Origin of the sequence: Allorhizobium pseudoryzae (genome assembly GCF_011046245.1) — a bacterium.
GTDB lineage: Bacteria > Pseudomonadota > Alphaproteobacteria > Rhizobiales > Rhizobiaceae > Neorhizobium > Neorhizobium pseudoryzae.
Genome location: NZ_CP049241.1, coordinates 1060411 through 1086711 on the forward strand (window position 1 = coordinate 1060411; position 26301 = coordinate 1086711).

Genomic DNA, 26301 nt, shown 5'->3' on the forward strand with positions numbered 1-26301 from the left:
AAATATTCCAGAGCATCTTTTCCTACGTCACGCAGTGTGCGGTTTTTCGCACTTCCTGTTTACGGATCTGGCGGATTCATGCACAATACAGACATGATCATCGAACCATCGGGTGTCCGCAAACGCATCCTGGCCTGGGGCACCAGCAGTGCCCGCGCCTGGTTTCTCTTCGCCTGTGCCGGCCTCCTGCTCGGCGCCGTGTCGATTTTCTTTGCACAGCAGATCGCGACCCGGACCGCATTGGAGACGCTGGAACAACAGGGACGGGCGGATGCCGGCCTGAAGGTGGCGTTGCTGCGGGCCGTCCTGGAGCGCCCGCGCTCGCTGCCGCTTATCCTCTCCCGCGATCGCGAGGTGGAAGAGGCACTGCGCGCACCCGATGCCGCGCGGATCAGGGAGTTGAACCGCAAGCTGGAGGACCTGGTCGCCGGCACGTCGGCTTCGGTGCTCTACGTCATCGACATGACCGGCGTGGCGATTGCCGCCAGCAACTGGCGGGAACCGTCGAGCTTCGTCGGCAGTGATTACGCATTTCGCGCCTATTTTTCCGGCGCCATGCAGAATGGCCGGGCCGAACATTTCGCCCTGGGCAACGTCAGCCGCAGGCCGGGTCTCTACATTTCCCACCGGGTGGATGATGCAACCGGCACGCCGCTCGGCGTCGTCGTCGTCAAGGCGGAGTTCGAGCAGCTGGAAAGCGACTGGCGGGATGCGCTGCGCCCCACCTTCGTGACCGATGAAAACGGCGTGGTGCTGATCACCAGCATTCCTTCGTGGCGGTTCATGTCTCTGGGGGTCGCCTCGCAGGAGGTCCTCAACCGCGTCAGGTCCAGCCGCCAGTTCGGCGAGGAAATGCTCCTGCCGCTGCCGATCCTGACCGGCGATCGGCTGGGCGAGCACACACGCCGCGTCGAGACGGCGCTGCCGGGTGGCACCCGCGACGCGTTTATCGAGGTGAGCCTTCCGGTTCCCTCGACACCCTGGTCGCTGCATTTCCTCCTGCCGGTCCAGCCGGCGCTGCCCGCGGCCGTCCGGCAGGCGCAGATGACCGCGCTTCTGATCCTGGCGCCGTTCCTGGCCCTGATCGCTTTCCTCATCCGCCGGCGCCAGCAGGTCCTGGCACGTATTGCGACGGAACAGGCGGCACGCCTGGAGCTGGAGAAAAGGGTCGAGGCCCGCACGCTCGATCTTCGGCAGGCCCGCGACCGGCTGGAGGCGGAAATCGCTGACCACCGGTCAACGGAAGCGCGGCTGCAGGGGGTGCAGCAGGAACTGGTGCAGGCCAACCGCCTGGCGATCCTGGGACAGGTGGCCGCCGGTGTAGCCCACGAGATCAACCAGCCGGTCGCGACCATTCGCGCCTATGCCGACAATGCGAAGACCTTTCTCGACCGCCAGCAGCTGGAGCCGGTCTCGGATAATCTGAGCGAGATCGCCGGACTGACGGAGCGGATCGGCACCATCACGCAAGACCTGAAGGCGCTTGCACGCAAGGGCCGCTCTGCGCCGAAGCCCGTGCGGGTACAGGATGTGCTGACCGGTGCGGTGATGCTGCTGAAGAGCCGGTTTGCCGGCCGGCTGGAGGCACTTGTCATCGATCATCCCGACCCGCAGCTCTTCGTCCTAGGCAACCGCCTGCGGTTGGAGCAGGTGATGATCAACCTGCTGCAGAACGCGCTGGAGGCGATCGAAATGCTTCCCGCCGGCCATGTGCGGGTCTCGGCGAGCGAGGATGCGGAGACCGTCATTCTGCGCGTCGAAGACAACGGGCCCGGCATCGAAGCGGAGGTCCTGCGGCAGCTGTTCACGCCGTTCAACACCTCCAAGGAGGCGGGGCTCGGCCTGGGCCTGGTGATCGCCAAGGACATCGTCGGCGATTACGGCGGCTCCATCGATGTCGACAGCAGCCCGACCGGAACCCGCTTTTCCGTCACGCTCAAGCGAGCCAAACCATGACCGGACCCTTTCCCATCATCCTGATCGACGACGACCGTCAGCTCCTGCGCGCCACCAGCCAGACGCTGGAACTCGCCGGCTTTGCCGTCTCCGCCTTCGAATCGCCCGTGGAGGCCCTTGCCGTCATTCACGCCGACTTTCCGGGTGTGATCGTCTCCGACGTGCTGATGCCGCGCATCGATGGACTGGAACTCTTCAATCGGGTGCGGGCGATCGATCCGCAATTGCCGGTGATCCTGATCACCGGGCATGGCGACATTCCGATGGCCGTGAAGGCCATCCAGGACGGCGCCTATGACTTCATTACCAAGCCGTTTGCCGCTGATCGCCTTGTCCAGTGCGTGGGCCGGGCCGCTGAAAAGAGAGCACTGGTGCTGGAAAACCGGGCGCTTCGGAAGGCCGCCGAGACGGAAGACAGCGACCTTCCCCTGATCGGCCAGACGCCGGTGATGGAGCGGCTGCGCCGCACCCTCAGGCAGATCGCCGATACCGATGTCGATGTGCTGCTGATGGGCGAGACCGGCACCGGCAAGGAGGTGGTGGCGAGCCTCTTGCATCGCTGGAGCCGGCGCACGAAGGGCAATTTCGTCGCCTTGAACTGCGGGGCGCTGCCCGAGCAGATCATGGAAAGTGAACTCTTCGGCCACGAGGCAGGTGCCTTCACCGGCGCGCAGAAGCGGCGTGTCGGGCGCATCGAGCATTCGAGCGGCGGCACGCTCTTCCTGGATGAAATCGAAAGCATGCCACCCGGCACGCAGGTGCACATGCTGCGCGTGCTGGAGATGCGCGAGGTGACGCCGCTCGGCACCAACGAGATCCGCCCGGTCGATCTGAGGGTCGTTGCGGCTGCCAAGGTGGACCTCGGCGATCCGGCGGAGCGCGGCGATTTTCGCGAGGATCTTTATTACCGGCTGAATGTGGTGACGCTGTCGATCCCGCCGCTGCGCGAGCGCCGGGACGACATTCCGCTGCTCTTTCGCCATTTCGCCCAGCGCGCCGCCCGTCGTTTTGCCCGTGAGGTGCCGCAGTTGTCATCCGTGGTCTCCCGCCACCTCGCGGACCACGACTGGCCGGGAAACGTGCGCGAGCTCACGCATTTCGCCGAGCGTTTCGTGCTGGGACTGGAGCCGTCGGGTGAGACGGGCGGTCGGCCGTCCCCAGGCAGGGAAGACGAGAGCGAGCCCCTGCCGGACCGCATCGCACGGATCGAGGCAAAAATCATCCGCGAGACGCTGATGGCGCATGACGGCGACGTGCGCAAAACAATCGAGGCGCTCGGCATTCCACGCAAGACCTTCTACGACAAGCTGCAGCGGCACGGGATCGTGCGGGGCGCCTTTTCGACGCGGGGCGACGGGTAGAGAGAGGCACCGGCTGGCCCCTGATATCGTCCTGTCACACAGGGTTGTCTAGGATGGGCAGCGCCAGAGGTGCGGCAAATTCCGGGAAACGGCATTTGAAAGCGCCGTCTCGTGCCTATATGCCTGTGCTGTCGCTGATCCTTTGCCGGCTGTTCTGCCGGGTTTTGCAAGAGAGAAATAGATGCGTATCACGATGATTGGTGCCGGCTATGTGGGTCTGGTCTCCGGCGTTTGTTTTGCCGATTTCGGCCACGAGGTGACGTGCGTCGACAATGTCGCGGACAAGGTCGAGGCGCTGCGCAACGGCGTCATCCCGATCTACGAGCCGGGTCTCGACGACCTGGTGAAATCCAACGTGAAGGCGGGCCGCCTCACCTTCACCACCGATCTCGCCGCAGCCGTTGCCGAGGCGGATGTCGTGTTCATCGCCGTCGGCACGCCGTCGCGGCGTGGCGATGGCCATGCGGATCTCTCTTTCGTCTATGCGGCGGCCAAGGAGATCGCCCATGCGATGACCGGTTTTACCGTCATCGTGACAAAATCGACCGTTCCGGTCGGCACCGGCGACGAAGTGGAGCGGATTATCCGGACCGAGCGGCCGGATGCGGATTTCGCCGTCGTCTCCAATCCCGAATTCCTGCGCGAAGGGGCTGCCATCTCCGACTTCAAGCGCCCGGACCGTATCGTCATCGGCTCCGAGGATGAGCGCGCCACCGAGGTGATGCGCGAGGTCTACCGGCCGCTCTATCTCAATTCCGCGCCGCTGTTCTTCTGCGACCGCCGTACCTCCGAGCTCATCAAATATGCCGGCAATGCATTTCTCGCGATGAAGATCACCTTCATCAACGAGATGGCGGATCTGTGCGAAAAGGTCGGCGCCGACGTCCAGAAGGTGGCCAAGGGCATCGGCATGGACAAGCGCATTGGGGACAAGTTCCTGCATGCCGGCCCCGGTTACGGCGGCTCGTGCTTCCCGAAGGATACGATGGCGCTGGTGAAAACGGCGCAGGACCACGACAGCCCGGTGCGCCTCATCGAAACGACGGTGGCGGTCAACGATACCCGCAAGCGCGCCATGGCCCGCAAGGTGATGGCCGCCTGCGACGGCAATGTGCGCGACAAGAAGATCGCGATCCTCGGCCTGACCTTCAAGCCGAACACCGACGACATGCGCGATGCACCGTCGATCTCGATCATCCAGGCGCTGCAGGATCACGGGGCGAAGATCCATGCCTATGACCCCGAAGGCATGGAGATTGCCCGCGGCATGCTGTCGGGCGTCGAGTTCGGCACGGACCCCTACAAGATTGCCGAGGGTGCCGACGCCCTGGTGCTGGTGACGGAATGGGATGCGTTCCGCGCGCTCGACTTCCGCCGCCTGAAACAGATCATGGCGCAGCCGATGCTGGTCGATCTGCGCAATGTCTATCCCGCCGAGGAAGTCACCCGCCACGGCGTCGGCTATTTTGGCGTCGGGCGGCAGATCGCGGCCGAATAATCGTTCCGGACAGCAGGCATCCGTCGCCCACGGCGGCTGCCTTGTCACCGGACTTTCAAAAAAAATGTCACAGAGAGCTTGTGCAATAAAAATCCGTCGTCTATAGGAGCGCCACTGGTCACGGAGTGTAGCGCAGTCTGGTAGCGCACCACGTTCGGGACGTGGGGGTCGAGTGTTCGAATCACTCCACTCCGACCAGTTTAAAACCTCCCGAATTCCCGAAAATCGCCGATCATCAACTGGATAGTCTCAGCGGCAACGTGCACCTGCCGTCAAACATGAGCCGCGCCTCCTCGGCGGGAATGGCCTTGCCGAACAGAAAACCCTGGCCATAGGTGCAGCCCATGCTGGAGAGGCTCGACAACTGGTCTTCGGTCTCGATGCCTTCGGCGGTTGTCGGCACATCGAGGCCCATGCCCAGGCCGACAATGGCTCTTACGATCTTTTCCTGCTTTTCCTGATCCTGGAACGAACTCACGAAGCTTCGATCGATCTTGATCTTGTCGAAGCTGAAGTTCGAAAGCTGTGCCAGGTTCGAGTAACCGATGCCGAAATCGTCGAGTGCCACGGAAATGCCGGCGGCGCGCAATTCGCTGAGGATGGAGGCCGCCGTCTCGAGGTCCTGGATAAGGGCCGTTTCGGTGATCTCGATCTCCAACCGGCGCGGATCGAGGCTGGTCTCCATCAGGATGGCAAGGATTCGCAGACCGAGCATCCGGTCCTTCAGCTGTATCGGGGAAATGTTGAAGGACAACCGCGTGTCGGCCGGCCAATCGGCGGCATCCAGACAGGCCTGGCGCAGCAGCACATCCGTCAGTCTGGTCATCAGTCCGCTGTCTTCGGCGAGCGGAATGAAATCGGCGGGCGGAATGAAATGTCCGTCTTCCATCTGCCAGCGGGCAAGCGCCTCAAAACCGCTGATCCTGCCGGACTGCAGGTCGATGATCGGCTGATAGAAGGGCCTGATGCCGCCATAGGCGACAGCATGCCGCAAATTGCGTTCCGCAACGTCCCGTCGCTGCATCCGCTCCCGAATAGTCGCGTCGAAGACCTGAACCTTGCCGCGTCCGGCGGCCTTGGCCGTGTACATCGCCGCATCCGCCGCCCGCAGGCATTCCACGCCACTTGCGCCATCGGTCGGCGCGGTCGCAACCCCGATACTGGCGCCGATATCAAGTGACGTCTCGTTGAAGGGAACCGGACGGTTCAACGACTGCAGCAGCGCCATCGCCACCGGAAGTGCAAGGCTTGGCGTATCGATGACCGCGACGAACTCGTCGCCACCCATGCGGTAAAGATTGTCGTCCGCCAAATGGTCGCGAAGCCGTGCCGCGATCGTCGTCAAGACGAGATCGCCCGCGTGATGCCCGACCAGATCGTTGATGCGCTTGAAGCCGTCGAGATCGATCACGAGGACGGAAAACCGGCGCGATCCACCAAAGGCCTCCTCCGCAGTTCGAAGCCGGCGCTCCAGGCTATGGCGGTTCTGCAACCCTGTCAGATTGTCGTGAAGAGCCATCCAGTCGATCTGCGATTCGGCTTTCTCGCGCCGCTTCTGCTCCCGATGAAAATCCCAGAAACGCAAGATGCCATAGATCAGGCAGAGGACGCCGAAGATGTCGAGCGCCAGCAGGAATTCATCGATCTCGTAGTCCTCGTGCGTCTGCAGAAAGGCAAGAAGCGACTCATAGGAATCGAAGTAATGGAAGATGCCGAAGGCAACAGCGCCCACCGCACCCAGCAACCACGCCTGCCAAACCGCTTTTCGGGCATAGAGTTTCATGATGACCGGCCGTCCGACTGGTGGCCTTCATGGCCTTGAAGCGGAGATGCATTTCCGCGCGGCTCAATGGTTCCCGATCTGGTTTAAGAAACTGATAAAGCAACCCCAGATTTATGAGCACCTCCTCATCCTGTCCGATTCACCAGCTTGATTCAGATCAAGGCCTGCTCGCCCCGCGAGTGAGATGAGTTCATGCGGAGGGGTACGTCGGGGAAACCCGGCGCTCACCCGTGACTGTTCGCCTTTGGGGGATGTTCCAATGAACAACACCGTTCCGATCGTGGCGCTGACCTTGGGGGCGTTTTTGGCGCTTCTGGGTGCCGGCTTTGCCCACGATCATCTGTTTGCCGCCCACATGTGGGTCCTCTTCTTTACGCTGACGGCCGCCACGATCGTCATGCTGCGGCGGGTCAAGTTCGCACCCGCCAACAAGGTGGCGCCTGACCGCTCCGGTTATTTCGACGAAGTGGTCAAATATGGTGCGATCGCCACCACCTTCTGGGGATGCGTCGGCTTCCTCGTCGGTGTGGTCGTTGCACTGCAACTGGCCTTCCCGGACCTGAACTTCGGTCCGTGGTTCAACTTCGGGCGCATGCGCCCCCTTCATACCTCTGCCGTGATCTTCGCTTTCGGGGGAAATGCGTTGATCTGTACGTCGCTCTATGTCGTGCAGCGCACCTCGCGCGCCCGCCTGTTCGGCGGCGACGGGCTCGGCTGGTTCGTCTTCTGGGGCTACCAACTGTTCATCGTCATGGCGGCCACGGGTTATCTTCTCGGCATCACGCAGGGCCGCGAGTATGCCGAGCCGGAGTGGTATGTCGATCTGTGGCTCACCATCGTCTGGGTGGCCTATCTCGTCGTCTTCCTCGGCACCATCCTGATGCGCAAGGAGCCGCATATCTATGTGGCGAACTGGTTCTATCTGGCCTTCATCGTCACGATCGCCATGCTGCATGTCGTGAACAATCTGGCCATTCCGGTCTCCTTCCTGGGTATCAAGAGCTATTCCGTCTTTTCCGGCGTCCAGGATGCCCTGACGCAATGGTGGTACGGGCATAACGCCGTCGGTTTCTTCCTCACCGCAGGCTTCCTCGGCATGATGTACTACTTCGTGCCGAAGCAGGCCGGCCGTCCTGTCTATTCCTATCGCCTGTCGATCATCCACTTCTGGGCTCTGATCTTCATGTATATCTGGGCCGGCCCGCACCACCTGCACTATACAGCCCTGCCCGACTGGGCGCAGACGCTTGGCATGGTGTTCTCGATCATGCTCTGGATGCCCTCCTGGGGCGGCATGATCAACGGCCTGATGACGCTGTCGGGCGCCTGGGACAAGATCCGTACCGACCCGATCATCCGCATGATGGTGATTGCGATCGCCTTCTACGGCATGTCGACCTTCGAAGGCCCGATGATGTCGGTGAAGGCCGTTAACTCCCTCAGCCACTACACCGACTGGACCATCGGTCACGTTCATTCCGGTGCGCTTGGCTGGGTCGGCATGATCTCGTTCGGCGCGGTCTACTTCCTTGTTCCGAAGCTGTGGAACCGCAACCGCCTCTACAGCCTCGCCATGGTCAACTGGCACTTCTGGCTCGCCACGCTCGGCATCGTCGTCTACGCCGCCGTTATGTGGGTGGCCGGCGTCCAGCAGGGCCTGATGTGGCGCGAATATGATGATCAGGGCTTCCTGGTCTACTCGTTCGCCGAAACCGTCGGAGCCATGTTCCCCTACTATGTGCTGCGCGCCGTTGGCGGTGCCATGTACCTGGTCGGTGCACTCATCATGGCCTTCAACATCACCATGACCATCCTCGGCTACGAGCGGGAGGAAACGCTTCCGGGCGTCGTTCCTGCCGGTCTCCAGCCTGCCGAATAAGGAGTGGATCCCATGTCCATTATGGAGAAACACCAGTTCATCGAGCGCAACGCGACCCTGCTTCTCGTTGGCTCCCTGCTCGTGGTCTCGATCGGCGGCATCGTCGAAATCGCGCCCCTCTTCTACCTCGACAACACCATCGAGAAGGTGGAAGGCATGCGGCCCTATTCGCCGCTGGAGCTTGCCGGTCGCAACATCTACATCCGCGAAGGCTGCTATGTCTGCCACAGCCAGATGATCCGCCCGTTCCGGGATGAAGTGGAGCGTTATGGCCACTACAGCCTGGCCGCCGAGAGCATGTACGACCACCCCTTCCAGTGGGGTTCGAAGCGCACGGGACCAGATCTCGCCCGCGTCGGCGATCGCTATTCCAACGAATGGCATGTGCAGCACCTCATCCGCCCGCGTGACGTGGTGCCGGAATCGGTGATGCCGAGCTACGCCTTCCTCAAGGAAACGCCGCTCGAGGTGACGGATGTGAGCATGGACCTCAAGGCAAACAGCCTTGTCGGCGTGCCCTATACGGAAGAGATGGTGCAGAACGCCAAGGCGGATCTGTCCACCCAGGCGGACCCCAATGCCGACACCTCGGCGCTTCTGGCCCGCTATCCAAAGGCGAAGGTCGGCGATTTCGATGGCGACCCGGCAAAACTCACCGAGATGGACGCACTCGTCGCCTATCTGCAGATGCTCGGCACGCTGGTCGATTTCTCGACCTATGACGATGCCACCGGTTATCGCTGAGGAGGGTTGTCATGGAAGTCTACACCGCAATGCGTCACTTCGCCGATAGCTGGGGCCTTCTGGCAATGACCCTGTTTTTCGTCGGCGTGGTGATCTTCACCTTGCTTCCCGGCGCGAGCACCTCGGCGAACGAGGCCGCAAAAATCCCTCTGAAGGAGGATTGATCATGGCGGACAAACATATTGATGACATCAGCGGCGTCGAAACCACCGGCCATGAGTGGGACGGAATCCGCGAACTGAACAATCCGCTGCCGCGCTGGTGGCTTTGGACCTTCTATGCCACCATCATCTGGGCGCTCGGCTATACCGTCATCTATCCGGCCTGGCCGATGCTGACGGATGCGACGAAGGGGGTTCTCGGTTACTCCAGCCGCAGCGAACTCGCTCAGGAAATGCTGAGCGCCAAGGCGGCACAGGCGGGCGTGCGCGACAAGATCGCAGGCTCTTCCCTCGACCAGATCCTCGCCGACCCGCAGATGACCCAGTTTGCGACCGCCGCTGGGGCTGCTGCCTTCAAGGTCAATTGTGTCCAGTGCCACGGCTCCGGTGCCGCCGGCGGGGCGGGTTACCCGAACCTCAATGACGATGACTGGCTGTGGGGCGGCAGCGCCGAGGCCATTCACCAGACGATCGCCCACGGCATTCGTTATGCCGACGACGCAGACACCCGGGTTTCCGAAATGCCGGCCTTTGCCGATATTCTGAAGCCCGAGGAGATCCGCCAGGTCGCCTCCTACGTCGTCAGCCTGACGGGCACGCCGCGCGACACCGCCATGGTCGAGCCCGGCAAGCAGATCTTCCTCGACAACTGCGCATCGTGCCACGGCGAGGACGCCAAGGGCAACCGCGAGTTCGGCGCGCCGAACCTCGCCGATGCCATCTGGCTGAAGGTAAAGGGAGAGGCGGAGATCGCCCAGCAGATCCGCCAGCCGAAGCACGGCGTGATGCCCGCCTGGCAGGTGCGTCTCGGCGATACCACCGTCAAGGAACTGGCCGTCTACATCCATTCTCTCGGCGGCGGCGAATAAGTCAGCCGTCCGACAGATACTGCAACGCAAGACCGGCCGGGGCGCGAATGCCCCGGTCGTTTGTCAGGAAGAGGTGACAGCCGCAGGCCTCCGCGGTCGCCACGTGAAGAGAATCAACGAGCTTTATGTTGAGGGAGGCCCCCAGGTCCGCGGCGTGCTCGATGAGGGCAAGCGTGACAGGGGCGAGCGTGATGAACGCGCGGTTGGACAGCATCAGGCGATAGGCTTCCACCAGAGCGGATCCATGTCGCCATGCGCCCCGCAGACACTCTCCCATGACGAGCTCGCTGGAATGAAACTCGTCCTTATCACCCAAATGCAAGGCCAATATCTTCCGTACTTCGGCCCGACGGGTGTGATTGCCTTCCAGGAGGTAGATCAGAATGTTTGCGTCCAGATAGATCCTGCGCGGCATCTTTCAGTCTTCGCCACGAAAGGTGCGAATGCTTTCCAGGATATCGCGATCCGATCGATTGATCTTAAGGCGCAGTCCCTGCTCGTAAGCGTCATCGAGAGCACGCATGGCCGGTAAGGCTTCGGTGTCTCCCCTTGCGACACCAGGATCCTCCGGCAGATGCTCCCGCAGCGTCTCCACCACCACATCCATGCGGGAATGGTTGGTGCGGGCCGATACGCTGTCGATCCGAGACAGAAGATCATCCGTCAGTTCGATTTCCAGTCGGTGTTTGCCCATGGGCCGTCTCCTGTTGCGGCCACTATAGGCGAGAAAGCCGCTCCTCGCCAGATTGGGCGCAAAGGTCGCACCCGGCGGATTGATTTCCATCAAGGAATAACAGGCATTTTGGAGGCAGGGTTTCCGCGATCAAGGATGGAAGCCCATGTCACTCGAAACCGCACATTCCGAACAGTTCGACGCCGGCAGCGGCAAGCCGGGAACCGATGCGAGGGTGCCGGATCAGCCGGCACCGGCTTCGCCCAATCCCGAGCCTCTTTACTCAGCGCGGGAGAAAATCTTTCCCAAGCGAGTGGAAGGGCAGTTTCGGCGGTTCAAGTGGTTGGTGATGCTGGTGACTCTCGGCATCTATTATCTGACGCCCTGGATCCGCTGGGACCGGGGGCCTTACGCGCCGGACCAGGCCGTGCTGGTCGATCTGGCCGGGCGCCGCTTCTATTTCTTCTTCATCGAGATCTGGCCGCAGGAATTCTTCTTCGTCGCGGGGCTCCTCGTCATGGCCGGCTTCGGCCTTTTCTTGGTCACATCCGCGGTCGGGCGGGCCTGGTGCGGGTACACCTGTCCCCAGACGGTCTGGGTCGATCTCTTCATGGCCGTCGAACGGTTCATCGAAGGGGATCGCAATGCCCGCATCAAGCTCGATGCGGCGCCCTGGAGTTTTTCGAAGATCTGGAAACGCGTGAGTAAACACGCGACCTGGCTTGCGATCGCGGTGGCGACCGGCGGCGCCTGGATCTTCTATTTTGCCGATGCCCCGTCTCTCGCCTTCGATTTCGTCACCGGGCAGGCGAACTATGTCGCCTACTCCACCGTCGCGATCCTGACCGCGACGACCTATGTGCTGGGTGGCCTGATGCGCGAGCAGGTCTGCATCTATATGTGCCCCTGGCCGCGAATCCAGGGCGCGATGCTGGACGAGAACTCGCTTGTCGTGACCTATAACGACTGGCGTGGCGAACCGCGCGGCAAGCATGCCAAGAAGGCTGCCAGCGCCAATCAGGTTGTCGGCGACTGCGTCGATTGCAATGCCTGCGTCGCCGTCTGTCCCATGGGCATCGACATTCGCGATGGACAGCAGCTCGCCTGCATTACCTGCGCGCTCTGCATTGATGCCTGTGACAGCGTGATGGACAAGCTCGGTCGCGAACGGGGTCTCATCGCCTACGCAACGCTCAACGAATACCAATCGAACATGGCGCTCGCCACCGATAACGGCCGCACGGCGATCGATCCGAAGCGCGTGCGCAGCGACGATGGCAGCTTCAGCGACAAGGTGCGCCACTTCAACTGGCGCGTCATCTTCCGTCCGCGCACGCTCGTCTACATGGGGGTCTGGAGCGCCGTCGGCATCGGCCTCCTCGTCGCGCTGCTCAGTCGCGACCGCCTGGAGGTCAACGTGGTCCACGACCGCAACCCGCAGTTCGTCGTGGAATCGGACGGTTCGATCCGCAACGGCTACACTATCCGCCTGCTGAACATGATCCCCGAAAGACGGACGATCCTGTTGTCGATGCAGGGGCTCAGCACCGGCGAGATGAAGATCCCGCAGCTGTCGAGCGACTATTCCGACCGAGTTTTCGCCATCCCGGTCGAACCGGACAAGGCCACCACGCTGAAGGTTTTCGTCACGTTGCCGAAACACGCCGTCGAGGATGCGCGGGAAGGTTTCCGCTTCATCGCCGAAGACCGCTCCAGCCATGAGCGCGATGTCTACAACGCCAATTTCTACACACCCGGAGCCAAATGATGAACACCCGTCAGGCCAAGGAATTCGTCTTTACCGGCTGGCACATGCTGGGCGTGATCTGCCTCTTTTTCGGCACCATCATCTCGGTCAACTTCTTCATGGCCTACCAGGCCATCCATAGCTGGAGCGGCATCGTGGTGGAAAACACCTATGTCGCCAGCCAACAGTTCAACACCAAGGTAGCAGAAGCCAGAAAGCTGGATGCCACCGGCATTTCCGGCAGCCTGACGGTGAAGGACGGCACCGTGCGGTATGTGATCACCGACGCGGCGGGAGAGCCGGTGATGGCCGATCAGGTCGTTGCCAGCTTCCGCCGCCCGGTCGGGGATCACCAGGATTTTGTGCTTCCGCTTGATGACCGCGGCCACGGCCTGTTCGAGGCCAGCCACACCGTGATGCCTGGCCACTGGATCGTCGAGGTCTCGGCGCTGCGCAACAATCAGCGCATCCTCCACCACACCCAGCGCATCGCCATCATTGGGGACACTCCATGAGCTGCTGCGCGCCAGGCACCGAGGCCTCCCTTGAGATCGAACGCGCCGCACGCGGATTGCCCTCGCGCGAGGAGCTTCTCTTGGCCAGCCGTGATCTCGGAAACGGCCTCCTGCAGACCGATCTCAGCGTGCCGGGCGTTCATTGCGGCGCCTGCATTTCCGCCGTCGAGGGCGCGCTCGGCCGTCTGCCGGCCGTCACGAAAGCGCGCGTGAACCTGTCCACGAAACGCGTGTCGATCGTCTGGCAGGCCGGCCGCGAGGACAATCCCACGGATCCGGCGACCTTTGCCGATACCATTCGCCGGGCAACCGGGTACGAAGCGCATCTCTTCTCGACGGAAAGCGACGAGGCGGACGAGTTGAAGACCCAGCTGATCCGGGGGGTGGCCGTCACCGGATTTGCAGCGGCCAACATCATGCTGCTTTCGGTCTCCGTCTGGTCTGGGGCGGAAGCCTCCACCCGCGATCTCTTCCACTGGATCTCGGCCATGATCGCGGCACCGGCGCTCGTCTATGGCGGGCGCTTCTTCTATCGCTCCGCCTGGACGGTCCTTCGCAGCGGACGCACCAACATGGACGTGCCGATCGCGCTCGCCATCACCTTGTCCTACGCGGTGTCGCTGTGGGAGACGATCCATCACGGCGAGCATGTCTGGTTCGACGCCACGGTCTCGCTCCTGTTCTTCCTGCTGATCGGCCGCACGCTGGACCATATCATGCGTGACCGCGCTCGTTCGGCCGTCACCGGGCTTGCCCGGCTAGCCCCCCGAGGTGCGCTGGTCGTGCAGCCGGATGGCAGCCGCGAGTACCGGCCCGTGCAGGACGTGAAACCGGGCGATGTGATTGCGGTGGCGGCCGGCGACCGCATCCCGGTCGATGGCATGGTCATCCAGGGGCAAAGCGATCTGGATCTCTCCATCGTCAATGGCGAAAGCGCACCGGTCGCCGTCAAGCCGGATGATCCGGTTCAGGCGGGAACGGTCAGCCTGACCGGCAGCCTGATGATCCGTGCCACAGCCAGCGCGCGGGATTCCTTCCTCGCCGAGGTGATCTCTCTGATGGAAGCCGCCGAGGGCGGACGCGCGCGCTATCGGCGCATTGCCGACCGTGCGGCGAGCATCTATTCACCCGCAGTGCACCTTCTGGCGCTCCTCACCTTCCTCGGCTGGGGGATCGGTGGCGGTGACTGGAAGCAGGCGCTGCTGATCGCGATTGCGGTCCTCATCATCACCTGCCCCTGTGCGCTCGGCCTTGCGGTGCCGGTGGTGCAGGTCGTTGCCGCCGGCCGCCTCTTCCGCAACGGCATCATGGTGAAGGACGGTTCGGCCATGGAACGCCTGGCCGAAGCCGATACGATCCTCTTCGACAAGACGGGCACGCTGACACTGGGCGTTCCTCGCCTGCTGCAGTCCAAGGGCCTGCCCGCGCATCTGGCCCTGGCGGCGGCGCTTGCCGCGTCGTCGCGTCATCCCCTCTCGCAGGCCATTCATGCCGCCCATGACGGACCGATGCCGGTTCTGGCTACCGTCGAGGAGCGGCCTGGCGCCGGGCTTCTCGCGCATCTTTCGGAGGGCGAGGCAAGATTGGGCAAACGTGCCTTTGCCTGCCCGGGCAGCCGCGCTCCCGTGGAAGACAGCGTGTCCGAGGTGGTGCTTTCCCTGAACGGCCGGGAGCTTGCCTCCTTCACCTTCGAGGACCGGGTCCGGCAGGGGTGTGATGACGCTGCACGGGAGCTGTCTGCCAAGGGGTATTCGCTCGGCATCCTGTCGGGTGACCGCCAGGGTGTGGTCGCACGATTGGCCGCGCGTCTTAGCATCGTCAACTGGAAGGCGGAGCTCTCACCACGCGGCAAGACGGAAGCCATTCAGGAGCTTGCCGGCCTTGGTCACAAGATCCTGATGGTCGGCGACGGCATCAATGATGCGCCAGCGCTGAGTGCCGCCCATGTTTCGATGGCGCCCGCCACGGCAGCGGATATCGGCCGACAGGCCGCGGATTTTGTCTTCATGCACGAGAGCCTGCGTGCCGTGCCGCTGGCCATCGAGGTATCGCGCCGCGCCGGTCGCCTCATCCGCGAGAACTTCGCGCTTGCCATCGGCTACAACGTGATTGCCGTGCCGATCGCGATCGCCGGCTACGCGACCCCCCTCATCGCGGCAGTCGCCATGTCCACCTCGTCGATGATCGTCGTCTTGAACGCCTTGCGTCTCAACCAGCTTCGGACGGCACCCGGACTGGGCAAACCGCAGCGTCATGACGGCGGACAGATGAGCACGAAGGCGCAAACCGCATGAACATGCTCATCTACCTCATCCCGATTGCCCTGTTTCTGGGAGGCCTTGGGCTCGGCGCCTTTCTCTGGTCGTTGAAAAGCGGACAATATGAAGATCTGGACGGCGCCGCCTGGCGTGTCCTCGGCGATGATGAGATGCCGCACGACAAACAGAAAAGGAGCTGACGCACCGGCATCAGCTCCCTCGTAAATTCCAGAAACGTCCCCTCAGGCGGCGGACTGGGCCATGCGCGGTTTTGCAGCGGCGACAGCCGGCACCCGGCGGATGATCTCTTCCGCATAGAGCCTTGCATTCTCACGCGCCTTGTCGAGATTGCTGACCCGATCCGCGCTCATCGTGTAGAGTGTTCCACCGCAATCGAAGACATCACGGAAGGCGGCCCGCTCGATGATCGGCGTGTTCAGGACATCGACATTGCGCTGCGCCAGCAAACCCTTCACGGCGAGAAGAGCGCGCGTCGTGACCATCGAGTTCACACGGGTGAGAACCACCGAGTGCGGCACTTTCAGACCAAGCTTGGCATCGAGATACTGCAGAAGCTCCAGCACATGCGCGCCACCCTGGGCATCCATGGCGCAGCCCTGGATCGGGATCAGCACATGATCGGACAGACCGATGGCCTTCGCAAGAAGTGGGCTGCGGGCGCCCGGAAGGTCGATCAGGAAATAGTCGGTCGCGGACGCCATCTCCTGCAGATGCCGGTCGATGGAGGCTTGCGTGACATAGGGGATGACGGTCAGTCGCGGCAGTGGTTGGGACAGGTCGTACCAGCGGGACATCCAGAACTGCGGATCGGCATCCAGCACGGTCACCCGGTGGCCCAAACGCGAAAGCTCGGTCGCAAGCAGAAGCACGGCGGTGGTCTTGCCGGCGCCTCCCTTGGTATTGGCGAAGGTAATGACGGGCATGTCCGGTCCCTGAAGGTTCGCGAGCGGTCAATCGCTCTCATCTCGGCACTTCCATCGTGCCCCTTCATTGTTCCGCAACATGGTTAATAAAGCGGAAAATTCTGATGCGGATACTGGCCCTGCCGCACCGGTTTTGCTGTGTGGGCGACCGCTATAGAGCGCGATGGACCACAAGTCCTATTCAATGCCGGCGATCGGCCGCCATGATTTCCTGAGCGATCTGATGCAGCGGCACGATGCGATCGACCCCACCTCTGGCAATCGCTTCCTTTGGCATGCCGAACACCACCGACGTCGCCTCGTCCTGGGCAACGGTGAAGGCGCCGGCCTGGTGCATCTCCTCCATGCCGCGGGCGCCGTCATCGCCCATGCCGGTCATGATCACGCCCATGGCATTCGATCCGGCGCAGCGCGCTGCGGAGCGGAAGAGAACGTCCACCGAGGGGCGGTGGCGCGAGACAAGGGGACCCGGACGGACGCTGACCTCATAGCGGGCACCGCGCCGCTCCAGGAGAAGGTGCTTGTCGCCGGGCGCGATCAGCACATGGCCGCGCAGCACGGGATCGCCGTTGGCCGCTTCCTTGATCTCCACTTCGCACAGCCCGTTCAGACGCTTGGCAAAGGCGGCGGTAAAGGATTCCGGCATATGTTGCACGATGACGATGCCGGGCGCGTTGGCGGGAAGCGCCTCGAGAAGTTCTCTCAGAGCCTCCGTGCCGCCCGTCGAGGCGCCGACACAGACAACCATCTCGGTCGTCTTGGCCATGGCGCCGGCTTTCGGCGGCGGCAGAATGGCATCGGCGGTCAGTTTGGCCTGGACGAGTTCGGACTTCGGCCGGAAACGGCGCAGCTTGCCCATGCTGGCTCGGGCAGCGCCCTTCACGGCATTGCGCACCCGTTCCGCACTTTCCGCCAGATGGTCGGCAGCGCCGATCTTCGGCTTCAGAATGATGTCGATGGCACCGGCATCCAGCGCCTGGAGCAGGGTTTCGGATCCCGCTTCCGTCAGCGACGAACACATGACGACCGGAATGGGATGCTGCGACATCAGCTTGCGCAGGAAGGTGATGCCATCCATCTGCGGCATCTCGACATCGAGCGTGATGACGTCCGGAATTTCCTCCCGGATCTTCTTTGCCGCCGCGAACGGATCGGATGCAACCCCGATGACCTCGATCTCGGGATCCTCGGACAGGATTTGTGTCAGCGTCTGGCGGATGCTTGCGGAATCGTCGACGATCAGGACCCGGATCTTGCGTTTTTCCATGATGAGCTACACCCGTTTGAACACCGTATTGGCCACCTGCCGGATGGGCAGGTTGAGACTGGATGCCGTTTCCGAGTGGCCGATGAAAAGATAGCCGCCAGGCACTAAGCAATCGCAAAGACGCGAGAGAACATGCAACTGAGTGGGTTTGTCGAAGTAGATGAGCACATTCCGACAAAACACCACATGCTGCTGTTCATTGACCGGATAGTTGTCATCCATCAGGTTCAGCCGGCCGAACCCGACATGGCGCCGCAGCAGCGGGGACATCCGGACTTCGGTGCGGCGCGAATCGATCGCCTCCATGACGTATTTGCGTCGCATGGCAGGCGGCACCGGTTCCATCATGTCACGCGAATAGATGGCGCGCCTTGCCGTCTGCAGAACCTCCGTCGAGAGGTCGGTGGCAATCACCTTGAAGGAGATGTCCTGCTTCGATTCCAGGCAGTCATGCAGGACCATGGCCAGCGTGAACGGTTCGGCACCGGTGGAGCAGGCGGAACTCCAGACCCGCACCTGCCGATGGCCCTGCGCAATCAGATCCGGGATGGCTTTTTCCACCAGATATTCGAAATGCTTCGGCTCGCGGAAGAAATCCGTCTTGTTGGTGGTGACGGCATCGATCAGGTAGATGGATTCCGTCTCCAGACCATTGTGCTCGAACAGGTAGTCGCAATAGGCGTTAAACCCCTCGATGCCGGTCGCGCGCAGCCGCTTGCGCAGCCGCCCCTCCAGCATCGTCATTTTGGTAATCGGCATCTTGATGCCACTGTATTTGTAGATGTAGGCGCTGAGACGATCGAAATTCCGCTTGCTCAGACGGTCATCGAGGGGCTGTTGCGCCACTGCAGTGTGTGTTGCCACGCGGGAACTCCTCATGCGACGTTCTGTGTCTTTCCGAAGCCGGCGAGCGCTGCACCGGAATCGGAGAAGAGCCGGGCGAGGTCGATGATGACGACGAAACCGCCATTGCGGCGCACGACCCCGGCAATATAGTCGGAGCGCCAGCGGATGCCGATATCCGGCGCGTTCTCGATCTGGCCGCTCTGGAACGGCACCACCTCATAGACGCGGTCCGCCACCAGGCCGAGGGCCAGAACCCGCCCCTCGACCGGCACGTCCAGCACCAGGATGCGGGTGTGCGGCGTCTTTTCGGTGCGGCTCATGCCGAGCCTCAGGCGCAGATCGATGACCGGCACGCCCTGGCCGCGCACATCCCGAAGACCTAGAAGATAATCCGGCCCATGCGGGATCTTGAACGGCTCCTCATGGTCGAGGATCTCCCGGACCACGTCGACCGGCACGGCAAAGATCTCCTCGCCGAGGCTGAACGTCACGAACTGCGCTTCTGAGGCTGTCGACATGGATTAGGCACTTTCCCGAAAGTTGATGTCATCGTCATCCGGTCCGCCCATCGACAGATCGAGGGCAAAACCTTTTGCACGCGCCTGCTGGGCGGAGACGGAGGTATCCGGGCGGCGCTGAAGACCAGCCGTGGCCTTCTGGGAGGCTGCCTTGACAGGCGGATTCACGCCACGGCGCGACGAGGGTGTCCGCTCGACCCGGAAGAAGGCGATGGAGGCCTGCAGTTCTTCCGCCTGGGCAGCAAGCTCTTCCGAGGTGCCGGACATTTCTTCCGACGCCGAGGCATTCTGCTGCGTCACGCGGTCGAGCTGCTGGATCGCCTCGTTGATCTGGCTCGCGCCAACATCCTGTTCGCGGCAGGCGGCCGAGATTTCCGACACGAGTTCCGCCGTCTTCTGGATGTCCGGCACCAACCGGTTCAACATCTCGCCAGCTTCGGTTGCGACCTGAACCGTATCGCCGGAGAGCGCCGAGATTTCCGCGGCAGCGGCCTGGCTGCGCTCGGCCAGCTTGCGGACTTCGGAGGCGACGACCGCAAAGCCCTTGCCATGTTCGCCGGCACGAGCCGCTTCGACGGCGGCGTTGAGGGCCAGCAGATCGGTCTGGCGGGCGATTTCCTGGACGATCGAGATCTTTTCGGCGATCGTGCGCATTGCACCGACGGCCTTGTTCACGGCCTGGCCCGAGCTTTCCGCGTCGCGCGAAGACTGGCGGGCGATCTTTTCCGTCTGGGCGGCGTTTTCGGCGTTCTGCTTGATGTTGGCGGCCATCTCTTCCATCGAGGCAGACGCCTGTTCGGCGGCGGAGGCCTGTTCGGTGGCACCCTGGGAGAGCTGCTCGGAGCTTGCCGAGAGTTCCTGACTGCCGGAGGACACGTTGTTCGAAGCCGCCACCGCATCACCAACGACGCTTCGCAGACGTTCCACCATGTTTTCGAGAGCGATGCCGAGCGAATCGGCATCGGATTGCCGGCGTGCGGTAACGGTGAGATCACCTTCGGAAATGGTCGTGGCAAGATGCGCGGTCCGCTGCAGGTATTCGACCATCTGCGACATCGAAATGCCGAGCGTATCCTTATCCGACAGCGGCTTCACGGCCACACTGACATCGCCCAGCGAAATGCGGTCAGCGGCGGCGGCGGTCTGGCGCAGGTTTGCGGTCATGCCCTTCATCGCATTGATGAGGTCCTTGATCTCGTCATTCGTAGTGTGATCGACCTCGTAGCCAAGATCGCCGATGGCGACAGCCTGAACGAGATCCGTGGCTCGGTTCAAACCCCGGCCAATGGACAGCGACATCCAGATCGCGACGGCCACGGCGAAGATGGCACACAGCGCTATACCGCCAATGACCAGAAGTACGGCCGTTTGATAGATAGCCGAGCCTTCGTTAGCGGCAGCCGTACCGCTTCTTCTGTTGTAACTCACGAGGTCGAGCAAGGTGTTGGACGCTTCCCCAAAGACTTTCAGCGCATCGCCATTGTAGATCGCCATGGCCCGATCCGTCTCGTTTTGCGCTGCAAACTGGAAAGCCTTCTCATGAAGAGCCATATACTCGCCCCAGGAGCGCTGAAACGTTTCGTAGAGGCCCCGTTCTTCCGCCGAAGCGATGAGGGTCTGATATTGTGTCTGAAGCTTCGAAATCGCCTTCGCCAGCTCGGCCTGCTCGGCCGCCCACTGCTTCATTCCGGCTTCGTCCTGGGCAATGACATGCTGCAGTTCCGCGTTTCGGAAGTCTGACGTGGCCGTGTTCATCTGGTTGGAAATATCGACCGATGGCATCCAGTCGGATGCGACTTCGTTTGCCTTTCCGTTGACATGTCCCATCTGCAGCAGACTGAACGCGCCGAGGCCGGCGATCAGAAGGACGAGAAGTCCGAAGGACAAAATCAATTTAAATCTGACGGTGAAACGCATCTGGTAACCTTCCGCAACGCGCAAAGTGATCTTTTGGAAACACGCCGAGCAATCTCGATGGACTACCAGCAATAAATTTAGAATTTGCTAAATAGCCATCCCGGCAGAAGCCGGGATGGCAGCGTCTTCTCAGGCGCTCTGCCGGAACGCCGCGTCATCCTCGTCCGGTCCCCCCATGGAGAGATCAAGGGCGAAACCCTGGACGCGCGCCTGCTGGGCGGCAACACTGTTGCCAGAAGCGCGTGGGCCTGCTGCCGGTTTCGCGGCGGAGGCCTTTTTGGTGGCCATCGGTGCGGGACGAACGTTTGTCGGCGTGCGGCTTGCTTTGGTCCGCTCGACGCGGAAGAAGGCGATGGAAGCCTGCAGTTCTTCGGCCTGCGCGGCCAGTTCTTCCGAGGTCGCCGACATTTCTTCCGACGCCGAGGCATTCTGCTGCGTCACGCGATCAAGCTGCTGGATCGCCTCGTTGATCTGGCTCGCGCCAACATCCTGCTCGCGGCAGGCGGCCGAGATTTCCGAGACCAGTTCGGCGGTCTTCTGGATGTCCGGCACCAGACGGTTCAGCATCTCGCCGGCTTCGGTCGCCACCTGCACAGTATCGCCGGAGAGCGCCGAGATTTCCGCGGCAGCGGCCTGGCTGCGTTCCGCCAGCTTGCGCACTTCCGACGCGACGACCGCAAACCCCTTGCCGTGTTCGCCGGCACGCGCGGCTTCCACCGCGGCGTTGAGGGCGAGCAGATCGGTCTGGCGGGCGATTTCCTGAACGATCGAGATCTTTTCAGCGATCGTCCGCATCGCGCCGACGGCCTTGTTGACGGCCTGGCCCGAGCTTTCCGCGTCGCGCGAGGACTGGCGGGCGATCTTTTCTGTCTGGGCGGCGTTTTCAGCGTTCTGCTTGATGTTGGCGGCCATTTCTTCCATCGAGGCAGAGGCCTGCTCGGCGGCGGAGGCCTGTTCGGTGGCACCCTGGGAGAGCTGCTCGGAGCTTGCCGAGAGTTCCTGGCTGCCCGACGAGACATTGTCGGAGGCCGAGAGTGCGTCGCCGACCACGCCGCGCAGACGTTCGATCATGGCGTTGACGTAACCGAGAAGCTCGCCGATTTCATCACGCGTGGTGATCGTGGCCGTCGAGGTGAGGTCGCCTTCGGCAATGTTCTGGACGGCGACAACGGCGGTGCGCAGACCGCGGTTGATCGACATGGCGATCCAGATGGCAGCGATGACGGCGATCAGCAGAGCACCACCGGCGACCGACAGCACGATGAGGCGGGTCTGACGGTAATCCTCACCGGCCGCAAGTTTGGCGTCCTTCAAACGGGAGGCCTCAAGCTCGACGATTTCCGTCAGGAGCTTGTCGATCTCGTTGACCGTCGCGCGGTTTTCCGTGGTGGAGATCTTCAGGGCCGCATCGCGATCGCCGGCCAGGATCAGGCTTTTGATCTGATCGTCCTGCTTGCGGTATTCGACCATGAAGGAGTTGAGCTTGTTCCAGACAACCTTGCCCTGCTCGGTCGCGAGCAGGAGGACGGCCTGGTAGGCATCGTCGAATTCCTTGCGATAGGCAGCCGCGGTCGCCGCGTAATCATTGACGGCCTTCATGTCGGTGGCCAGCAGCATGTTCTTCTGCTGCCGCAGCTGCTGCAGCTGCGCATTGTTCATGGACTGCGCCAAATTGAGGCGCGTGGCCGGACCTTCCACGACATTCTCCAACGTATCGTTGAGATTGCCGAGGCTCAGGACGCCGAGCGTCGCGATGGCGATCAGCATGGCGATGACGAAGCCAAAGGCCACCGCCAGTTTAAATTTAATGGTTGCGCGCATGGTAGCCCCCTTGACGTCGCGTTCAGCCCTGCTGGGCCTGTTGATTGCGCTCGCTCTGAGCGGAGAAGATTGTTTTGAGGTTTGGAATGATGATGAACTCGCCGTGTCGTCGGACGAGGCAGTCGATGAAGTCGGGCCTCCAGCGCATGCCGACGCTGGGCGGCGGTTCGCCGTGGGATTTTTCGAGCGTGGTGACCTCGTGCACCTTGTCGGTGCGGATGCCGGTCAGCGTCGGCTCGTCGTCGATGTCGAGTTCCAGCACGATAATGCGGCTGTCGATGGTGGTGGTGGTCGCCTCCATGCCGAAGGCGAGCCGGATGTCGGCGAGCGGAATGACCTTGCCGCGGAAGTTGATGACGCTGCCGACGAAGGGTTTGGCCCCGGGCACCGGCGTTTCCGGCAGGAGATCGAGGATTTCCTGGACATGGACCGCTTCGAGCGCGAACATTTCTCCCGCGATCTCGAAGGTGAGGACTTCCAGTTCCTCGCGACCGTCCCAGAGGTGTTCGGGTAGCTTGCGCAGTGCTTCACTCATCCTGCCGCGCGCAAATGCGCCTCCTGTTGCTGGCCGGCCGCCACCAAATGGGCGACATCGAGGATCAGGGCGACGCCGCCGTCGCCGAGGATCGTGGCGCCCGAGAAGGTCACCACGTCATGATGCAGTTTGGACATCGCCTTGATCACCGTCTGGTGGTCGCCGATGATCTGGTCGACGACGAGGCCGACCCGTTCGGCCCCCGTCGAGATCACCACCACCTTCTGGAAGGGATCGGGCTTGGTGCCGGTCCGGAACAGATCGCGCAGGCGGATGAAGGGCACCAGGCTGTCGCGCAGCGAGATGAAGCTGCGGCCGCGCGAGCGCATGTCCTCTTCGACGGAGAGTTCGAGGCACTCTTCCACCGCCGAGAGCGGGATGACGTAACGGCCGGAGCCGACCCGCACGAGCAGGCCGTCGATGATGGCAAGCGTCAGCGGGATGGCGAGCGAGATCTCCGAGCCTTCGCCGGGCCTCGAGACGACGTTGATCGTGCCGCGCAGCGCATCGATGGTGCGCTTGACGACATCCATGCCGACGCCACGACCAGAGAGATTGGTCACCTGCTGGGCGGTGGAGAAGCCGGGCTGGAAGATCAGCTGCAAAAGGTCCTGGTCGGAGAGGCTGGCATTGGCGGCGATCAGGCCGGAACTTTCCGCCTTGGCGCGCACCCGCTCGCGGTTGATGCCGCGGCCGTCGTCCTTGATGGTGATGATCACTTCGCCGGCCTGCTGGCGGGCGGAGAGGAAGATGCGGCCCGTCGGCGACTTGCCGGCCGCGCGGCGCTCGTCGGCGCTTTCGAGGCCATGGTCGCAGGAATTGCGCACCAGGTGGACGAGCGGATCGGCCAGCCGTTCGATGACGCTCTTGTCCACCTCGGTGGTCTCGCCTTCGGTGACGAGCTCGATCGCCTTGCCGGTCTCGATGGCCAGATCATGCACGAGGCGGCGGAAGCGGCCAAAAAGCTGAGCGACGGGCACCATGCGCAGCACCATCATCGTGTCGCGCAGCTCGCCCGACAGGCGCTCCACATCTTCGGAGACCGCGCGCAGCATCAGGTCGCCGCTGACGCCGGCGAGCTGACTGAGGCGCGACTGGGCAATCACCAGCTCGCCGACGCGGTCCATCAACTCGTCGAGGCGCTCGGCCGGAACACGGACGTTTTCGGCGGCCTTCTGCTGCTTGGCATCGGCCTGGGCGGCGCCCCGGCCAGAAGCGGCGGGCGCGGCCGGCGCTGCAGCAGGTGCCGCGGCAACCGCTGCGGCCGATGTGGACTGGGTGGACGGGGCAACAGGAGCGGCCGGTGCGGCGGCTGCAACCGGCGCAGGCGTTGCCTGCGGGGCGGGGGGCTCGGCCGTCGTGCCCTGTGGTTCGACCACCGTCACCTCGAGCTGCATCTCGTCCATGACGAAGATGAACACGTCGTCGATCGCATCGCGCGGCTTGTCGGTTGAAAGCTCCACCTCCCAGCACACATAGAGATCGGTGGCAATCAGGTCGTCGATCGCCGGAATGCGGCTGAGATCGGCCCGGATGGTTGCCGTCCCGAGCTCGGCCAGCTCGTCCAGAAGCCCGATCGGATTGGTGCCGTTCGCCATGGCGTTCTGCGGCAGGCTGAAGCGGATCTTGTAGGTGACGATCCCGGATTTTTGTCCGGATTGTCCCGCGGCAGCGCTCGAAGCAGTTTCGACCGGTGCAGCCGGCGTGGCGGCAGCTGCCTGAGGCGCCGCGCCTGCCGGATGGCCGGCAGCGGCGACGGCGGCGCGCAGCCTGGTAAGAAGTGTTTCGCTTGCCGCATCATGATCGCCACCGGGCACCTCGATCAGCGCCCGCATGTGGTCGGTGGCGCCGAGCACGGCCGTCACCAGATCATGGGTCGCCGGCACGATGCCCTTGCGCACCTGGTCGAAGGCGGTCTCGCAGTGATGGGTGAAGGCGGCCAGCGCCTCGAAGCCGAACATGGCGCCCGAGCCTTTGAGCGTATGCAGGCCCCGGAAGACCGCATCCACCTGCTCCTTGTCGGAGAGATCATGGTTGAGGTCGAGGAGACCCGATTCCACCTGCTCCAGAAGTTCGGCGGCCTCGGTGCGGAAGACGGCAATCGGATCGGGAAAACTCATCGGCCAAGCACCTTCTTGACAATCTTGACCAGGCTTTCCGGATCGAACGGCTTGGTCAGCCAGCCGGTCGCACCGGCGGACTTCGCCTGCTGTTTCAGCTCGTTGTCGGATTCCGTCGTCAGGAAGATCACCGGCACGCCCATGCAGGACGGGATCTTGCGCAGCTCGCGGATCATCGTCAGACCGTCCATGTTCGGCATGTTCAGGTCCGTCACGACCAGGTCGTACTGGCCACCCTTCAGCTTCGACAGGCCATCCAGGCCATCCACCGCCTCGGTGATGGCGTAACCGGCATTCGACAGCGCCACGCGTGTGGTCAGCCGGATGCTGGCGGAATCGTCGACGGTCAAAATACGGGCGCTCATGGCGTTACTCCTTCGTGAAGCCAGAAGCGCCGATCCTCCGGCGTCATCGCCGACAGGAACCCCGATCTCTCCAGAAGATCCAGAAGGCCCCCCTCCGCCGCACGCGACAGGGATACAACCCGACCAGCCGTGCCCGCATACACACGGGCCGCTTCCAGTAATTGCAGAAAACTCAGATCACACACCGCGTCCGGCGAGACCGAAACCTCGACATGCGCATGATCAACCAAAGCACCAAGCAGTGACTCCTGATGCGGACCAGCAAATCGAACCGTCAACGGATCGCTGAACATGCATGTAAAAGAACTTTTAACCGAAGATCGCACGTCGCCGTCCATCAATGAGAACAAAATCTACACGGCAAAGATGAGAGGCTATGATTAACAAGACGATAAGAAAGCCCGACCAGTTTTCACCAGGCAAGAATTATGGATTCCGTAACTTCGTGACTTGATAATGCAAACTTAACCAGAAACCCTTGGCCGACGTCCATTTTTGCAAGTTCTTAATAGGCTCACGCTAGA

The 26301-nt window shown here is 62.5% G+C and carries 24 protein-coding genes and 1 tRNA gene; 12 read left to right on the forward strand and 13 right to left on the reverse strand.

The features are described 5' to 3' along the window. Positions 1 to 78 precede the first annotated feature (78 nt). The 4 genes from G6N78_RS05255 to G6N78_RS05270 all read left to right on the forward strand — a co-directional run bounded on the left by G6N78_RS05255 (position 79) and on the right by G6N78_RS05270 (position 5013). On the forward strand, positions 79 to 1956 hold the full coding sequence (locus G6N78_RS05255) for a sensor histidine kinase (RefSeq protein ID WP_165216290.1): 1878 nt from the start codon (positions 79 to 81) through the stop codon (positions 1954 to 1956). Continuing rightward, complete coding sequence (locus G6N78_RS05260; protein ID WP_165216291.1) at positions 1953 to 3317, forward strand: sigma-54-dependent transcriptional regulator; 1365 nt, start codon at positions 1953 to 1955, stop codon at positions 3315 to 3317. The genes G6N78_RS05255 and G6N78_RS05260 overlap by 4 nt, the downstream gene beginning before the upstream one ends. Before the next feature lie 181 nt (positions 3318 to 3498). After that, a complete protein-coding gene (locus tag G6N78_RS05265) occupies positions 3499 to 4815 on the forward strand; it encodes a UDP-glucose dehydrogenase family protein (RefSeq protein WP_165216293.1) in 1317 nt (438 codons plus the stop codon). Positions 4816 to 4936: 121 nt separating this feature from the next. Continuing rightward, positions 4937 to 5013, forward strand: a tRNA-Pro gene (locus tag G6N78_RS05270). A 37-nt stretch (positions 5014 to 5050) separates the two neighbouring features. Here the strand turns inward: G6N78_RS05270 and G6N78_RS05275 are convergent. Continuing rightward, positions 5051 to 6598 (reverse strand): putative bifunctional diguanylate cyclase/phosphodiesterase, encoded by a 1548-nt coding sequence (locus G6N78_RS05275; RefSeq protein WP_234905885.1) that lies wholly within the window; start codon positions 6596 to 6598, stop codon positions 5051 to 5053. 259 nt (positions 6599 to 6857) lie between these two features. Here G6N78_RS05275 and ccoN point away from each other — a divergent pair, with 259 nt between their 5' ends. The 4 genes from ccoN to ccoP are packed head-to-tail and all read left to right on the forward strand — an operon-like array spanning position 6858 to position 10251. Continuing rightward, positions 6858 to 8477 carry a cytochrome-c oxidase, cbb3-type subunit I gene (ccoN, locus tag G6N78_RS05280; protein ID WP_165216295.1) on the forward strand — a complete coding sequence of 540 codons (1620 nt, stop codon included), beginning with the start codon at positions 6858 to 6860 and terminating at the stop codon, positions 8475 to 8477. Positions 8478 to 8489: 12 nt separating this feature from the next. Then, entirely contained in the window at positions 8490 to 9221 is a 732-nt protein-coding gene (gene ccoO, locus G6N78_RS05285) for a cytochrome-c oxidase, cbb3-type subunit II (RefSeq protein ID WP_165216296.1), read from the forward strand. 11 nt (positions 9222 to 9232) lie between these two features. Next, a complete protein-coding gene (locus G6N78_RS05290; RefSeq protein ID WP_165216298.1) occupies positions 9233 to 9385 on the forward strand; it encodes a cbb3-type cytochrome c oxidase subunit 3 in 153 nt (50 codons plus the stop codon). A 2-nt stretch (positions 9386 to 9387) separates the two neighbouring features. After that, positions 9388 to 10251, forward strand: coding sequence for a cytochrome-c oxidase, cbb3-type subunit III (ccoP, locus tag G6N78_RS05295; protein ID WP_165216299.1), 864 nt, complete (start codon positions 9388 to 9390; stop codon positions 10249 to 10251). A gap of 1 nt (position 10252) precedes the next feature. Here the strand turns inward: ccoP and G6N78_RS05300 are convergent, their stop codons facing one another. Then, positions 10253 to 10666, reverse strand: coding sequence for a type II toxin-antitoxin system VapC family toxin (locus tag G6N78_RS05300; RefSeq protein WP_165216301.1), 414 nt, complete (start codon positions 10664 to 10666; stop codon positions 10253 to 10255). Between the two features lie 3 nt (positions 10667 to 10669). Continuing rightward, positions 10670 to 10945 (reverse strand): hypothetical protein, encoded by a 276-nt coding sequence (locus G6N78_RS05305; RefSeq protein WP_165216302.1) that lies wholly within the window; start codon positions 10943 to 10945, stop codon positions 10670 to 10672. 145 nt (positions 10946 to 11090) lie between these two features. On the opposite strand from G6N78_RS05305, the gene ccoG reads away from it, so the two are divergent. Genes ccoG through ccoS form a run of 4 tightly spaced genes read left to right on the forward strand, consistent with a single transcriptional unit; the run spans position 11091 to position 15644 of the window. Next, positions 11091 to 12692 carry a cytochrome c oxidase accessory protein CcoG gene (ccoG, locus tag G6N78_RS05310; protein WP_165216304.1) on the forward strand — a complete coding sequence of 534 codons (1602 nt, stop codon included), beginning with the start codon at positions 11091 to 11093 and terminating at the stop codon, positions 12690 to 12692. Continuing rightward, complete coding sequence (locus G6N78_RS05315; protein WP_165216305.1) at positions 12692 to 13186, forward strand: FixH family protein; 495 nt, start codon at positions 12692 to 12694, stop codon at positions 13184 to 13186. Before ccoG ends, G6N78_RS05315 begins: the two co-directional genes overlap by 1 nt. Beyond that, positions 13183 to 15480 carry a cation-translocating P-type ATPase gene (locus G6N78_RS05320; protein ID WP_165216307.1) on the forward strand — a complete coding sequence of 766 codons (2298 nt, stop codon included), beginning with the start codon at positions 13183 to 13185 and terminating at the stop codon, positions 15478 to 15480. The genes G6N78_RS05315 and G6N78_RS05320 overlap by 4 nt, the downstream gene beginning before the upstream one ends. Continuing rightward, positions 15477 to 15644 carry a cbb3-type cytochrome oxidase assembly protein CcoS gene (gene ccoS, locus G6N78_RS05325; protein ID WP_165216308.1) on the forward strand — a complete coding sequence of 56 codons (168 nt, stop codon included), beginning with the start codon at positions 15477 to 15479 and terminating at the stop codon, positions 15642 to 15644. Before G6N78_RS05320 ends, ccoS begins: the two co-directional genes overlap by 4 nt. 42 nt (positions 15645 to 15686) lie before the next feature. Here ccoS and G6N78_RS05330 read toward each other — a convergent pair whose 3' ends face one another. The 10 genes from G6N78_RS05330 to G6N78_RS05375 all read right to left on the reverse strand — a co-directional run bounded on the left by G6N78_RS05330 (position 15687) and on the right by G6N78_RS05375 (position 26070). Beyond that, positions 15687 to 16388 carry an AAA family ATPase gene (locus G6N78_RS05330; protein ID WP_165216310.1) on the reverse strand — a complete coding sequence of 234 codons (702 nt, stop codon included), beginning with the start codon at positions 16386 to 16388 and terminating at the stop codon, positions 15687 to 15689. Between the two features lie 181 nt (positions 16389 to 16569). Next, the gene (locus tag G6N78_RS05335; RefSeq protein WP_165216311.1) at positions 16570 to 17655 is read right to left on the reverse strand and encodes a protein-glutamate methylesterase/protein-glutamine glutaminase; all 1086 of its coding nucleotides are present in this window, start codon (positions 17653 to 17655) and stop codon (positions 16570 to 16572) included. Between the two features lie 6 nt (positions 17656 to 17661). Continuing rightward, the gene (locus G6N78_RS05340) at positions 17662 to 18519 is read right to left on the reverse strand and encodes a CheR family methyltransferase (protein ID WP_234905886.1); all 858 of its coding nucleotides are present in this window, start codon (positions 18517 to 18519) and stop codon (positions 17662 to 17664) included. 11 nt (positions 18520 to 18530) lie between these two features. Beyond that, a complete protein-coding gene (locus G6N78_RS05345) occupies positions 18531 to 19019 on the reverse strand; it encodes a chemotaxis protein CheW (RefSeq protein WP_165216314.1) in 489 nt (162 codons plus the stop codon). Between the two features lie 3 nt (positions 19020 to 19022). Further along, positions 19023 to 20936, reverse strand: a complete 1914-nt coding sequence (locus G6N78_RS05350; protein ID WP_165216316.1) for a methyl-accepting chemotaxis protein — start codon at positions 20934 to 20936, stop codon at positions 19023 to 19025. 129 nt (positions 20937 to 21065) lie between these two features. Then, on the reverse strand, positions 21066 to 22757 hold the full coding sequence (locus G6N78_RS05355) for a methyl-accepting chemotaxis protein (RefSeq protein WP_165216317.1): 1692 nt from the start codon (positions 22755 to 22757) through the stop codon (positions 21066 to 21068). 22 nt (positions 22758 to 22779) lie between these two features. After that, positions 22780 to 23292, reverse strand: coding sequence for a chemotaxis protein CheW (locus G6N78_RS05360; RefSeq protein ID WP_165216319.1), 513 nt, complete (start codon positions 23290 to 23292; stop codon positions 22780 to 22782). Beyond that, complete coding sequence (locus G6N78_RS05365; protein ID WP_165216321.1) at positions 23289 to 25412, reverse strand: chemotaxis protein CheA; 2124 nt, start codon at positions 25410 to 25412, stop codon at positions 23289 to 23291. The genes G6N78_RS05360 and G6N78_RS05365 overlap by 4 nt, the downstream gene beginning before the upstream one ends. Next, entirely contained in the window at positions 25409 to 25777 is a 369-nt protein-coding gene (locus G6N78_RS05370; RefSeq protein ID WP_165216323.1) for a response regulator, read from the reverse strand. Before G6N78_RS05370 ends, G6N78_RS05365 begins: the two co-directional genes overlap by 4 nt. Beyond that, positions 25774 to 26070 (reverse strand): STAS domain-containing protein, encoded by a 297-nt coding sequence (locus G6N78_RS05375; protein WP_165216324.1) that lies wholly within the window; start codon positions 26068 to 26070, stop codon positions 25774 to 25776. The genes G6N78_RS05370 and G6N78_RS05375 overlap by 4 nt, the downstream gene beginning before the upstream one ends. Positions 26071 to 26301 lie beyond the last annotated feature (231 nt).